Origin of the sequence: Cryobacterium gelidum (genome assembly GCF_004403985.1) — a bacterium.
Taxonomy (GTDB): domain Bacteria; phylum Actinomycetota; class Actinomycetes; order Actinomycetales; family Microbacteriaceae; genus Cryobacterium; species Cryobacterium gelidum.
Genome location: NZ_SOHL01000005.1, coordinates 1 through 12959, shown reverse-complemented (window position 1 = coordinate 12959; position 12959 = coordinate 1). Strand labels below are relative to the sequence as shown.

Annotated in this window: 10 protein-coding genes and 2 pseudogenes; 8 read left to right on the top strand and 4 right to left on the bottom strand. The window is 62.3% G+C overall.

From position 1 onward, the window contains the following. Nucleotides 1–12: 12 nt before the first annotated feature. Nucleotides 13–2502 (bottom strand): DNA gyrase/topoisomerase IV subunit A, encoded by a 2490-nt coding sequence (locus E3T50_RS03170; protein ID WP_134550553.1) that lies wholly within the window; start codon nt 2500–2502, stop codon nt 13–15. Nucleotides 2503–2625: 123 nt separating this feature from the next. Here E3T50_RS03170 and E3T50_RS03165 point away from each other — a divergent pair, with 123 nt between their 5' ends. After that, the gene (locus E3T50_RS03165; RefSeq protein WP_174844720.1) at nt 2626–3771 is read left to right on the top strand and encodes an alkaline phosphatase family protein; all 1146 of its coding nucleotides are present in this window, start codon (nt 2626–2628) and stop codon (nt 3769–3771) included. 55 nt (nt 3772–3826) lie between these two features. On the opposite strand, the gene E3T50_RS03160 is transcribed toward E3T50_RS03165, so the two are convergent. Then, a complete protein-coding gene (locus E3T50_RS03160) occupies nt 3827–4420 on the bottom strand; it encodes a DUF3043 domain-containing protein (RefSeq protein ID WP_134550552.1) in 594 nt (197 codons plus the stop codon). Nucleotides 4421–4458: 38 nt separating this feature from the next. On the opposite strand from E3T50_RS03160, the gene E3T50_RS03155 reads away from it, so the two are divergent. The 6 genes and pseudogenes from E3T50_RS03155 to E3T50_RS03130 form a co-directional block, all read left to right on the top strand. After that, on the top strand, nt 4459–5919 hold the full coding sequence (locus E3T50_RS03155; protein WP_134550551.1) for a dipeptidase: 1461 nt from the start codon (nt 4459–4461) through the stop codon (nt 5917–5919). Between the two features lie 147 nt (nt 5920–6066). Then, nucleotides 6067–6453 (top strand): HesB/IscA family protein, encoded by a 387-nt coding sequence (locus E3T50_RS03150; protein WP_134550550.1) that lies wholly within the window; start codon nt 6067–6069, stop codon nt 6451–6453. A 250-nt stretch (nt 6454–6703) separates the two neighbouring features. Continuing rightward, the gene (gene ctaC, locus E3T50_RS03145) at nt 6704–7594 is read left to right on the top strand and encodes an aa3-type cytochrome oxidase subunit II (RefSeq protein WP_134458325.1); all 891 of its coding nucleotides are present in this window, start codon (nt 6704–6706) and stop codon (nt 7592–7594) included. Nucleotides 7595–7597: 3 nt separating this feature from the next. After that, nucleotides 7598–9328, top strand: a complete 1731-nt coding sequence (gene ctaD, locus E3T50_RS03140; RefSeq protein ID WP_134550549.1) for an aa3-type cytochrome oxidase subunit I — start codon at nt 7598–7600, stop codon at nt 9326–9328. Further along, a complete protein-coding gene (locus tag E3T50_RS03135; protein WP_134550548.1) occupies nt 9329–9751 on the top strand; it encodes a cytochrome c oxidase subunit 4 in 423 nt (140 codons plus the stop codon). Nucleotides 9752–10060: 309 nt separating this feature from the next. Beyond that, nucleotides 10061–10372: pseudogene (locus E3T50_RS03130) on the top strand (ATP-binding protein); the annotation flags it as partial. Nucleotides 10373–10408: 36 nt separating this feature from the next. Here the strand turns inward: E3T50_RS03130 and E3T50_RS03125 are convergent. Both E3T50_RS03125 and E3T50_RS03120 read right to left on the bottom strand, forming a co-directional pair. Next, nucleotides 10409–11011 carry a hypothetical protein gene (locus E3T50_RS03125; protein WP_134550546.1) on the bottom strand — a complete coding sequence of 201 codons (603 nt, stop codon included), beginning with the start codon at nt 11009–11011 and terminating at the stop codon, nt 10409–10411. Between the two features lie 11 nt (nt 11012–11022). Further along, nucleotides 11023–11568 carry a hypothetical protein gene (locus E3T50_RS03120; RefSeq protein ID WP_134550545.1) on the bottom strand — a complete coding sequence of 182 codons (546 nt, stop codon included), beginning with the start codon at nt 11566–11568 and terminating at the stop codon, nt 11023–11025. 304 nt (nt 11569–11872) lie between these two features. Between E3T50_RS03120 and E3T50_RS03115 the strand changes: the two are divergent. Next, nucleotides 11873–12840, top strand: a pseudogene (locus tag E3T50_RS03115) (IS3 family transposase); the annotation flags it as partial. Between the last annotated feature and the right edge of the window lie 119 nt (nt 12841–12959).

Below are 12959 nucleotides of genomic sequence, written 5' to 3'. Positions count from 1 at the left end.
GACCACGGAAGGCTAGATTTCGGCCCCGATGGCGCCAATGATGGCGTCGAGCATGACCCCGGACGCGTCGCGGCGGGATCCGGACTCCGGCAGGGTACGCGGGATACCGTCCGGTGCGACGGCGCGGGCGGGGGAGCGGCCGACCCAAGCCACCGCGAGGGTGTCTTCGCCCTTCAGGAAGCGTTGGGCACGCACGCCGCCGGTGGCGCGTCCCTTGGCCGGATATTCCGAGAAATCGCTCTGCTTTGCGCTGCCGGGGTCGGTGCCTGGCAACGTCTGACTGCTCGATGCCACTGTGGCCACGACGGCGGTGGTGACGTCCTCAGTCGAAAGGCTGGTGAAGAACACGACGGTTTCGCCCGGCGTCAGTTTGATTCCGGCCATGCCTCCGGCAGCTCGGCCTTGGGGGCGCACACCCGACGCGGCGAACCGCAGCAGCTGCGCATCCGATGAGATGAAGACGAGGTCGTCGTCCTCGGCGCCCTGCACGGCACCGACCACGTCGTCCTTCAGCTTGAGCGCGATGATCTCGAAGTCGGGTTTGTTGGCCCAGTCGCCGGGAGTGACCCGCTTGACGACGCCTTGCCGCGTGCCAAGCGCGATTGCCCGATCAGAGTCGAGCGAGACGATGGCCAGCACATGTTCCTTTTTATCGGGCAGCACGAGGTACTCGCTGATCCGCACGCCGGCCGCCAACTGAATGGACGTCGGCGGCATCACCGGAAGGTCGACGGGGGAGAAGCGGATGAGCCGGCCCCGGCTGGTCACCGCGCCCACCTCGGTGCGGCTCGTCGTGTCGAGCGTCGACAGCACGGCATCGTGCTTGCTGCGGCGCTGCGGCGGTTGGATCCGAGGAGGCATGGCGTCGTCGACCGCGACCAGATCGACACGGGCAATGCGCCCGGTCACGCTCAGGAAGACCCGGGTGGGGATGTCCTGCACTTCGAGGACTGCGGCCTGGCGTTTGGCGGCGGCCGCCGACAGTCCCGCGATGCTCGGCTTGGCCTCGGTCAGCACCGTGCGGCGCGGGGTGCCGAACTTCTCGGCCACCGCGCCCAACTCCTCGGAGACCAGGGAACGGATGGCGGCCTTGGACGCGAGCAGTTTCTCGAGCTTCGCGATTTCGGCGAGCAGCTGGTCGCGTTCGGCTTCGAGTTCAATACGAGAGAACTTGGTCAGGCGCCGCAACCGCAGTTCGAGAATGTACTCGGCCTGGATCTGGCTGAGGTCGAACACATCGATGAGTTTGGCCCTGGCTTGTTCGGTGTCGTCGCTTGCGCGAATGACCTGGATGACCTCGTCGATGTCAAGGATTGCCACGAGCAGACCGAGCACGAGGTGCAAGCGCTCCCTGCGCCGGGCGAGTCGGTAGGCAGAACGACGGGTGACGACCTCGATGCGATGGTTGACGTACACGTGCAGCAGTTCGAGCAGGCCAAGGGTCTGCGGGGCACCATTGACCAGGGCGACCGCGTTGATGTTGAAGGAATCTTCAAGGGGGGTGTAGCGGTAGAGCTGCTCGAGCACGGCGTCGGGGCTAAACCCGGTCTTGATGCCAATCACCAGGCGCAGCCCCTTGGTGCGGTCGGTGAGATCGGTGACGTCTGAGATGCCATTGAGTTTCTTGGAGTTGACGCCGTCCTTGATCTTCTCGATCACTTTTTCCGGTCCGACCAGATAGGGGAGTTCAGTCACGACGAGTCCGGTCTTGCGGGCGCTGATCGCCTCAACCGAGACTCGGGCGCGGGTCTTGAAGCTGCCGCGGCCGGTGCTGTAGGCATCTTTGATACCGGCCAGGCCGACGATGGTGCCGCCGGTGGGCAGGTCGGGGCCGGGCACGAACTCCATGATGTCGTCGAGCGCCGCATTGGGGTGGGCTAGCAGGTGCCGGGCGGCCCCGACGACCTCGATCAGGTTGTGCGGGGCCATATTGGTCGCCATGCCGACGGCGATGCCGCTGGTGCCGTTGACGAGCAGGTTGGGGTAGGCGGCCGGCAACACGTCGGGCTGGGTGAGCTGATTGTCGTAGTTGGGCACGAAATCGACGACGTCTTCGTCGAGATTCTCGGTCATTGCCAGTGCCGCAGCCGCCAGTCGGGCTTCCGTGTAGCGTGGCGCAGCCGGTCCGTCGTCGAGAGAACCGAAGTTTCCGTGCCCGTCGATAAGCGGCACCCGAAGCGAAAATGACTGGGCCATGCGCACGAGGGCGTCATAGATGGCGGTGTCGCCGTGCGGGTGCAGTTTACCCATCACCTCACCGACGACGCGGGCGCTCTTGACGTGGCCCTTGTCGGGGCGCAGCCCCATTTCGCTCATCTGGTACAGGATGCGGCGCTGCACGGGTTTCAAGCCGTCCCTGGCGTCGGGCAGGGCCCGGGAGTAGATCACCGAATAGGCGTACTCGAGGAAGGACCCCTGCATCTCCACCGATACATCGACATCTTCGATGCGCTCGGTGCTGGCTGTGCTGGCGGCTGGGGGGGTGCTGTCTGAGCGGCTCATTGGTGAATTCTGCTTCGAGCGTGCCGCGGCCACCGATCGAACTGGCCGTCGCTGCACTACGGAGGGAGCGCTCCTGGGAGCACCGGAAGGTTCGGGTTTTCGCCTGTGAAAGAATAAGACCCGATGCCCACCATGCTACCGGCCCGCCAATTCAGTGCCCTGCGCCTGGCCGATGTTCTCACCAGTTCCCTCGATGCCATATGCGGCCGGCCGAATCCACTAGGCCTTCCCGCAGTGCGCAGGGCGGTGGTGATCCTGGCCGATGGGCTCGGCGTCAGCTCGATCCGCGCTCGAGCCGGACACGCCCGATTCTTGTCTTCCCGTCTCAATAAATCCAGCATCATTGACGGTGTTTTCCCCGCAACGACGGCGGCGGGAATCGCGACGCTCACCACCGGGGTGGAGCCGGGCCAGCACGGCCTGGTCGGTTACCAGGTGGTCGATGGGGCCCACGATCGCGTGGTGAACCAGCTCACCGGCTGGGACGACAATATGCAGCCGGCGACCTGGCAGCGCGCCCGCACCGTGTTCGACCGTGCTGCCGACGAGCGGGTGCCGAGCTTCGCCATCGGCCCCAAGCGATTCGTGGGCTCCGGCTTCACGCAGGCGGTGCTGCGCGGCGCCCGGTATGTTCCCGCCGATAAGGTGGCCGATCGATTCGCGGCCGCGCGCAGCATCCTGAACGAGAACCCGACCGCGCTGATTTACCTGTATGTGGCCGAACTCGACGTCGCTGCGCACGCGCACGGTTGGGAGTCCGACCGGTGGCTGGCCCAGCTTGAGAACCTTGATTCCGAAGTGACCCGCTTCGCGGCGACGCTGCGCTCCGACGAGGGCCTGCTTCTCACCGCCGATCACGGTGTGATCGACGTACCGAGCAATCGACACGTACTGTTCGACACCGAACCCGCCCTCGTCACCGGCGTGCGCCATGTCGCGGGGGACCCGCGGTGCGTGCAGCTCTATCTCGAGCCGCTGCAGTCCGCGGTGACCGCTGACACGCTGGCCTATGCCTGGCGGGCGTCGCAGGGAGACCGCGCCTGGGTCTATACCCGCGCCGAAGCCGTTGCAGCCGGTCTGTACGGCCGGGTGGCTGAGGAGGTTCTGCCCCGCATCGGCGATGTGCTCGTGGCCGCTCGCAAGTCAATCGCGTACTACGACTCCCGACCGGTGAACCAAAACGCCCGCGGCATGATCGGGCAGCACGGCTCCCTCACCGATGAGGAAGTGCGTGTGCCTCTAATCCGCGCGGGCAGCTTCGAGAGATAGTTGTCCCCTTCCGGCGCTGAATCAGCGCCGGAAGAGCGAAACGTCACCGCGGCGACTAGACCGGGTACTGGCGGCGTTTCACCTGCGGCTTGGGCAGACGCATCGGCCGTAGCTGCAGCGCGCGCATGGCCGCATACCAGCGGATGCGTTCGGCGTTATCGGCGCCGAACTTGGCGTTGATCTTCTTGGTGAGGATGAAGCCGAGCACGACGCAGTCGATGATGGCGAGGATGAAGAAGGCCCAAAGCGCGAAGATGGCGTACACGTCGACGCTGGGAATGGTGGTGAGCAGGATGACGAGGAACATGATCGGAATCATCAGCTCGCCGACGTTGAAGCGTGCGTCGACATAGTCGCGCGCGTAGCGCTTCTGGAGCCCACGTTCACGGAGGGGCAGGTACTTGTCGATACCCGCAGCCATGCCGGCCCTGGCTACGTCGCGCGCGGCGGTCGACTTGGCGCGCGCCTGCTTCGCGGCCAGCTTGCGGTCATCGGGAACCAACGGGCGTTTGTTGGCCGCTTCCTGCTTCTTACGGGTGGGGGTCGCCTGACCCTTGCCCGCGTTGGGCGTGATTCCGAGGCGCGCTGCGGTCTCGTCGGAATTTTCGATCGACGGCTGGGCGTCGGGGCTTACGGGAGGCTTGGCCACATCAAATCCTTGCAATCGGGTGCCTTAAGATTACCCGTATGACTGGTACCCCACAGACAAATTCCCGTGCCGATGGCCGGAAGCCCGACTCGGCCGCCGATTCGACTGCCAATTCACAGACACGGGCTGCCCTCCGCAGCGCTGTCGAATCAGGCCTCCCCACCACGATCGCTGACCTCTGCGCGCTGGTGCGCATCCCCTCGGTGTCCTGGGCAGCGTTCGATCGTGCGCAGGTCGCGGCCAGCGCCGCCGCCGTCGCCGCACTGGTGCAGGGCCTCGACGTGTTCGAGTCGGTCGAGATCGTGCATGCCGGCATTCCCGGCGGCACCGAATTGGGCCAGCCTGCGATCCTGGCTTCGCGTCCGGCCCGCAACGGCCGCCCCACCGTCTTGCTGTATGCCCACCACGACGTACAACCCCCCGGCAAGGACGAGGACTGGGAATCCGACCCGTTCACGCCGACCGTGCGCGGCGATCGGCTCTACGGCCGCGGTGCTGCCGACGACAAGGCCGGGGTCATGGCGCACATCGCCTCCATCCGCGCCCTCGTCGTAGCGGTCGGCCCCGACTTTGACCTGGGACTGGCCCTGTTTATCGAGGGCGAGGAGGAATTCGGCAGCCGCTCCTTCGAGACCTTCCTCGAAGAGAACCGGGAGGCCCTGCGCGGCGACGTGATCGTCGTGGCCGATTCGAACAACTGGGACATCAACACGCCGGCCATCACGACGGCCCTCCGCGGCAATGTCACCCTGCGACTGACAGTGCGCACACTCGCGCATGCCTCCCATTCGGGCATGTTCGGCGGAGCGATCCCCGACGCCATGCTCGCCACCGTCAAGCTGTTGTCCACGCTGTATCACGACGACGGCTCCGTCGCCGTAGCCGGTCTCACCAGCATCGACATGCCCACCCCCGACTATTCCGAGGAGCAATTGCGAGCGGAGACCGGGCTGCTGCCCGGCGTCACCCCGATCGGCCACGGCTCCATTCTGAGCCGCATCTGGTCGCAGCCCGCCCTGACCGTGACGGGCATCGACGCGCCTACCGTCGACAACGCCTCCAACACGCTCACCCCGACGGTGACAGTACGGATCAGCACCCGCATCGCCCCCGGACAGTCCGCTGTCGAAGCCGCCGCCGCGATCGAAGCACATCTGCGCGAGAACGCACCGTTTGGAGCGGTCCTCGACATCGACGATGTGGATACCGGGGAACCCTTCCTCGTTGACACCAGCGGCTGGGCCGTGACCGAGGCTCGCGCCGCCATGACGGCCGCCTGGGGCGTGCCGCCGGTCGATATCGGTGTCGGTGGGTCCATCCCCTTCATCGCCGACCTGGTACGCACATTCCCGTCCGCTCAAATCCTTGTCACCGGAGTGGAAGACCCGGATTCCCGGGCGCACAGCCCGAATGAGTCCCTGCACCTCGGAGTCTTCAAACGCGCTGTCCTGAGCGAGGCCTTCCTACTGGGCAGTCTGAACGAGCGCGCCGACCACTGAAACAGCCACATCAACAGTCCACAGCCAAGGAAATATGCGATCGTGGGGAATGCCCCCATCGACTTTCTGGTTGTCGCTGTTAGAATTTTATGAGTTCGCAATCTATGACATCGCAATTGAGCGTGACTGCGTGAACCGAGGAGAAGCATGACCGACACCATGACCGAAACCGTCAGCGCTGCTGACACCGCACACGCCCCGGCAGCTGCCCATGGCGTCGGCCTCACCGAGGCCGCAGCGCTCAAGGTCCGCAGCCTGTTGACCCAGGAAGGCCGCGAGGACCTCCGTCTGCGCGTGGCTGTGCAGCCGGGCGGCTGCTCTGGCCTCATCTACCAGCTCTACTTCGACGAACGGGTGCTGGATGGCGATGCCCTCGTCGATTTTGACGGCGTCGAGGTCGTCGTCGACAAGATGAGTGTTCCCTATCTCGACGGTGCCTCGATCAACTTCGAGGACACGATCGAGAAGCAGGGCTTCACCATTGACAACCCGAACGCTGGCGGGAGCTGCGCCTGTGGAGATTCGTTCCACTAACCAGTCCCGTTCTGTGTACTGCTGAATGGCAGGGACATCATCTCTTCGATGGTGCCCCTGCTTTTTTTCTACCCGATCGTGCCTAATTTGAGCCAATCAACCCCGTCAACCCCCGTCAACAGGGCTGGCCGCAAACAAATTATGTTCGACCCGACCCGGAGTGCACTTCGCGTGCGCTGTCGCGGAGTAAGCTAGAAATCGATCAAAACGCTTCCTGAGAAGTGTCCTCGAATCTCCCGAAAGGTCCCCGGTGCGCAATAATCACCGCCTTCGTTGGGCTGCTGTTCCGCTCGCAGCAACGTTAGCCGTTGTACTGGCCGGATGCACGCAAGCCCAGCTCCACGGTTTCCTGCCCGGTTTTGAAAACGAGGGCGAAACGGCGGTGACCAACCAGACCGATCGCATCGCCGGACTGTGGACCACCTCCTGGATCGTGCTCCTCATCGTCGGCCTCATCACTTGGGGCCTCATCATCTGGACGATCGTCGTGTATCGGCGCCGCAAGGGCCAGACCGGACTTCCAGTCCAGCTGCGGTACAACATGCCGATCGAGATCTTCTACACGGTCGTGCCACTCATCCTCGTCGTCGGCTTCTTCGCCTTCACCGTGCGCGACCAGATCGAGATTGAAAGTCGATACGCCACCCCTGACGTGACTATTGAGGTACAGGCCAAGCAGTGGGCCTGGGACTTCAACTATGTCAACGAAGACGTTTTCTCACCTGGCATCCAGGCTCAGGATGACCCCAATGGCGCCCCCGGCTCACGAATCGAATCCAAACTTCCTGTTCTCGTGCTCCCCGTCGACAAGACGATTGAGATCGCGCTGGAATCTCGCGACGTCATCCACTCTTTCTGGGTCATCGACTTCCTCTATAAAAAAGATGTCATCCCGGGCAAGACCAACTACATGTCGGTCACTCCTCAGCGCATCGGAACATACGCGGGCAAGTGTGCCGAGCTGTGCGGGGAATACCACTCCCTCATGCTGTTCAATGTCGAGGTCGTCTCTCAGGCTGACTATGAGACGTACATCCAGTCCCTGCGCACCGCGGGTAACGTCGGGCAGCTCGACAACCAGTTTGACCGCAATCAGAATCAGCCGGGCACGAGTGCCCCGACGGCACCGGAGGGCAACTAAGCCATGACCACGACCATCTCACCCGTTGAGTCACGCCCGGCCGCACCGGTTTCTGACTCGGCCGAACGCAAGGGCAACGTACTCGTCCGGTGGATCACCTCCACCGACCACAAGGTCATCGGGTACATGTACCTGATCACCTCGTTCATCTACTTCTGCCTCGGCGGAGTCATGGCGTTGATCATTCGTGCCCAGCTGTTCGCTCCGGGGCTCGACGTAGTGCAGACCAAGGAGCAGTACAACCAGCTCTTTACAATGCACGGCACGATCATGCTCCTGATGTTCGCTACGCCGCTGTTCTTCGGCTTTGCGAACTTCCTGGTTCCGCTTCAAATCGGTGCTCCCGACGTCGCGTTCCCGCGGCTCAACGCCCTCGCCTACTGGTTCTTCAACTTCGGCAGCCTGATCGCCGTCGCCGGATTCCTTACCCCGCAGGGCGCGGCATCCTTCGGTTGGTTCGCTTACCAGCCGCTGGCCAGCACGACGTTCTCACCCGGAGTCGGTGGAAATCTTTGGATGGTCGGCCTCGGACTTTCCGGATTCGGTACCATTCTGGGATCCGTGAACTTCATCACGACCATCATCACCATGCGCGCTCCGGGCATGACGATGTGGCGGATGCCGGTCTTCACTTGGAACTCGCTCATCACGTCCCTGCTCGCACTCATGGTTTTCCCGGTTCTCGCGGCTGCCATGCTTGCTGCCGCGTCCGACCGCATCTTCGGCTCGCACATCTACGACCCCGCCAACGGTGGTGCCATCCTCTGGCAACACCTGTTCTGGTTCTTCGGTCACCCCGAGGTGTACATCATCGCGCTGCCGTTCTTCGGCATCGTCTCCGAGGTGTTCCCCGTGTTCAGCCGCAAGCCGATGTTCGGGTATAAGACACTCATTTACGCGACCATTTCCATCGCGGCGCTGTCGGTCTCGGTCTGGGCGCACCACATGTACGTCACCGGATCGGTGCTCCTGCCGTTCTTCTCCCTCATGACCATGCTCATCGCAGTGCCGACCGGGGTCAAGATCTTCAACTGGATCGGCACCATGTGGCGTGGGTCCATCACCTTCGAGACACCCATGATCTGGGCCATCGGCTTCCTCGTCACGTTCACGTTCGGTGGACTCACCGGTGTCATCCTGGCGTCACCGCCGCTCGACTTTCACGTGTCGGACACCTATTTCGTCGTAGCGCACTTCCACTATGTGGTGTTCGGTACCGTCGTCTTCGCGATGTTCAGCGGGTTCTACTTCTGGTGGCCCAAGTGGACCGGCAAGATGCTCAATGAGAGCCTCGGTAAGTGGCACTTCTGGTTGCTGTTCATCGGCTTCCACACGACCTTCTTGATCCAGCACTGGCTCGGCGTAATGGGTATGCCTCGTCGCTACGCGACATACTCGCCCGACGATGGCTTCACCTGGATGAACCAGGTGTCCACCATCGGTGCCATGGTTCTCGCCGTGTCGATGATCCCGTTCTTCCTCAACGTCTACGTCACCGCGCGCAAGGCACCACAGGTCACGGTCAATGACCCGTGGGGTTATGGCTCCTCGCTCGAGTGGGCAACCTCCTGCCCGCCGCCACGCCACAACTTCACGTCCATTCCGCGAATCCGCTCGGAGCGTCCGGCCTTCGACCTCAACCACCCCGAAGCCGGCTTGCCTGTCGGTATCGGCCCGGGTAAGGATGCTCCCGACGCGGCGGTTTACGACATCGACTCGAATCAGGTTAAGTAAATGAAGACCAATGCAAGGCTGCTCTGGGTTCTGACCGTATTCTTTGCATTTATCACGGTCGTGTACGTCGTGTGGAGCCTGCTGGATACGAGCCATGGCAGGGTCGAATGGGCGGGTACGTTCATGCTCGGTCTGACCACCGTGCTCATGGCATTCGTTGCCTTCTACCTCGGTAGGGTGCACGCCGCACAGGGCGGTGAGCTCCCAGAAGATCGCCTCGATGGCAACATTGACGATGGCGATCCCGAGATGGGGTTCTTCAGCCCGTGGAGCTGGTGGCCGATCTTTCTGGCCGCATCAGCAGCGCTGCTCTTCCTCGGTCTGGCCGTGGGCATCTGGATCTGCTTCATCGGACTGGGACTCGGCCTTATTGCCCTCACCGGCTGGGTCTACGAGTACTACCGGGGCCTGTTCGCTCGCTGAGCGCGCGGCATGTCCAATACCGATCTCCCTATAGGGAGGTCGGTATTGTTGTTCAACCTGTCAGCAGTGCCCAGCTGATTGCGGCCGCGGCGCCTGGGACAGGCGTGGTCGTCGAGTGTCGGCGGACATGAGAAGCTGCCCATAGGCGGCCGCAGAATTCCCCGCTGACGGCCGGTAGAAGGGGGCAGCTCACGAAACGGAATAAATAACATGCTGAGGGTTTCGGGGTCGGCGCAGGGGACGGAGTTTTCCGGCGTTGGGTTGGCGGGGGGTTGTTCCAGAGGGTGATCGCGGCGGTGAGTAGGTTCAAAAAAGAACCTCGCTCGCACCATCGCCCGCTACGGCCGCGTCGACCTCCTCATGATCGACGAGCTCGGATATATGGAATTGGACCGCCGCGGCGCCGAGCTGCTCTTCCAGGTTTTGACTGAGAGGGAGGAGAACAACTCCATCGCGATCGCCTCGAACGAGTCCTTCTCCGGCTGGACGAAGACCTTCACCGACCCCAGACTGTGTGCTGCGATCGTGGACCGCCTCACGTTCAACGGCACCATCATCGAAACCGGGACCGACTCCTACCGACTCGCCCACACCCGCCAGCAGCGGAGCAACAGCCTCTGATCTGAGAAGAAGTTGGCGGGTACATCAGTAACGAGACTATTTACAGATGTTGGAATTGGTAGAGGTCGCGACCAATTCCTTCAACCCAGTAATCGATCCATCCGAAACGAGAGCACCGCCGTCCGAGACGCTATAAGCCGCTTGGGTCGGATTTAGCGGGCTGGCTGGTACGTCATTCGGCCACACGTCGAGGAAGACAACACTTTGGCTACTGCGGCCAAAATCGAAAGAGTCCGCCTCATAGATCACATCTTCCAGGACGCCTCCGGGCTGCCCGACCTCAAGCTCTGATCCAGGTTTGATGTCCCCCTTGAACACTGCATCCACGCGGACGGTAGTGATCGTTTGAACGATAAGCACGGGCGTCGGTTTACCTCCCTCAGCTGAGTCATCAACGCCCAAACTGGGGTTATCCGCCTCCGTGTCCCCAGCGGGTCCCGCGACATCGACCTCCCGGACGTCGCTGCCGAGCGGCGACACGAGAGCCACGATCTCCGCCTCATTGCACAGATCCTCCACGCTCGAGTAAGACGGGTAATCACCCGCATACTCCACAACTTCTGGAGTATCGGTACTGCTGCAAGCCGTCAGCCCCACTGCGGCACACATGATCATCAAAACCGGAGCGATCCTTTGCATAATGACCTGCCTCAGAGGTAGTTGTTCGTCTCGTTGATGTCGTAGGTCCGCGGAGACCGCATAATCGTCGAATTCCGATCGCGGTCCTCACGCATGATTGAGCAGGAGCTGCAAACCGGCGGCTGGTCAGCATTGTAGAAAGCGTGCCCGAACTCATGCACCAAGACCGCAGTAATGCAGTTCGAAGCATTTGAGCAAGAACTCGAGATCTTCGTAGCGTTCAGATCAATCCTGAAGCTTGTGGAATAACGCGTATAATACCCGTACCAGCTAGCGGAATTGGCCCCTGCTGCGACGACATTCCCACCGCCGATCTTCTGGATATCGGCAGGCGTCGGCGTCGCGTTCCAGTTCGCCACGGCCAGGTTCATGGCAGGCTGATATGTCGTGTTGTAGCTGTAGTTGTTGATGTTTAGGAGACCCGTGCCGAACCCACCTGAGTAGTAAGTGGCCTGGGCAGGGAGCGCTGTTCCTAGAACCAGGCCACCCGCGGCAAGCACCGCAAGGAACGCACGCTTCAGCCGTGGGCGCCGGTTACTAAGCGAGAACAGATTCATGAAATCTCCCTGTCGCCGACAGCCCCTTGAACCGTTCGAAAACTCATCACCGAGTTGGTGCCCCGGAACCACGCACGGACTTCGGCACGCTGTCTACGACAAATGTTCACGACGCCTCCGCATCACCGCATTGGGTCAGTAACGAAAGCCACACTTCAAGTGCTCATCAGGGTCCTGCGGCTCTCCAGAGTCGAGGATGTAGTCGTGACCCCGCTCTCAGATCTCGAGCCAACTGAGGCCGATGCGATTTTTCAGGGTTAGGTCGTAGACGCCTCCTTCACAGCCTCATGTGGGTCCGGCTTAGATTGCCCCAGTGGGTCCCATTTGGGTTGACATAGCCAGCCGCGAGGTGATCGACACGTCCAAACCGATCAAGGACCTCGCCACCGCGTACGGCGTCGGCCCCGAGAAGCTCCGGAACTGGCTGGGCAAATACCGCGAGACTCATGGCAGCACGGAAGCAAACTTGACGGTGCCGGAACGAGCTCGTCTGAAGGCACTCGAGCGGGAAGTTCACGAGCTGCGGGCGGAGACCGCCTTCTTGAAAAAAGCCAGCGCTTACTTCGCGCGGGAGCAGCGGTAGTGAGCAAGTACGAATACATCGACTCCCAAAAATCTGACCCCACCAACCGGAATTCGGTGGTGAAAATGTGTTTGTGGTTGGCGGTGTCCACGTCCGGTTTTTACCACTGGGCGTTCCGGCCGCAGTCAGCGACCGCTGCCCGCAGAAAGGCCCTGATCGCGCGGATTCAGCACTTCTTCGAGGAGTCCGACGGCACCTACGGCTACCGCCGAGTCCACGCCGACCTCGCCGCGGAACAGACCGAGTGCTCGCCCGAGCTGGTACGGCAGATCATGCGGCAGATCGGCCTCGTGGCCTGCCAACCACGGCCATTCCGCGTCACAACCGAGGCCGATGCCGACGCAGCTGCGAGCATGCCCGACCTCGTCAAACGTGACTTCACCGCGAGCCGTCCTGGCGTGAAGTTCGTCGGCGACATCACCTACATTCATACCTGGCAGGGATTCATCTACTTGGCCACCGTCATCGACTGCTATTCGAAGAAGGTCGTCGGCTGGTCCATCGCCGATCAAATGCGCACCGAACCCGTCGCCGAGGCCCTCTGCAACGCCGCGGCGACGACCCTGATCGAGCCAGACGCGATCTGGCACTCCGACCGCGGAAGCGTTTACACATCGACTGAGTTTCGAGCGCTAGTGACCAGCTTGGGAATGCGTTCTTCGATGGGTCGCACGGGCGTGTGTTGGGACTGTGAGACGATCAACCCATCAGGCCAGGTCGCGGCTTGACCCGTGTTGGGATTGACAGCCGGCCTCATCGCCGGCGTGTCCTTGCGTTGATCTGTCGGCCGTGACCGGGTCTGGTGCCT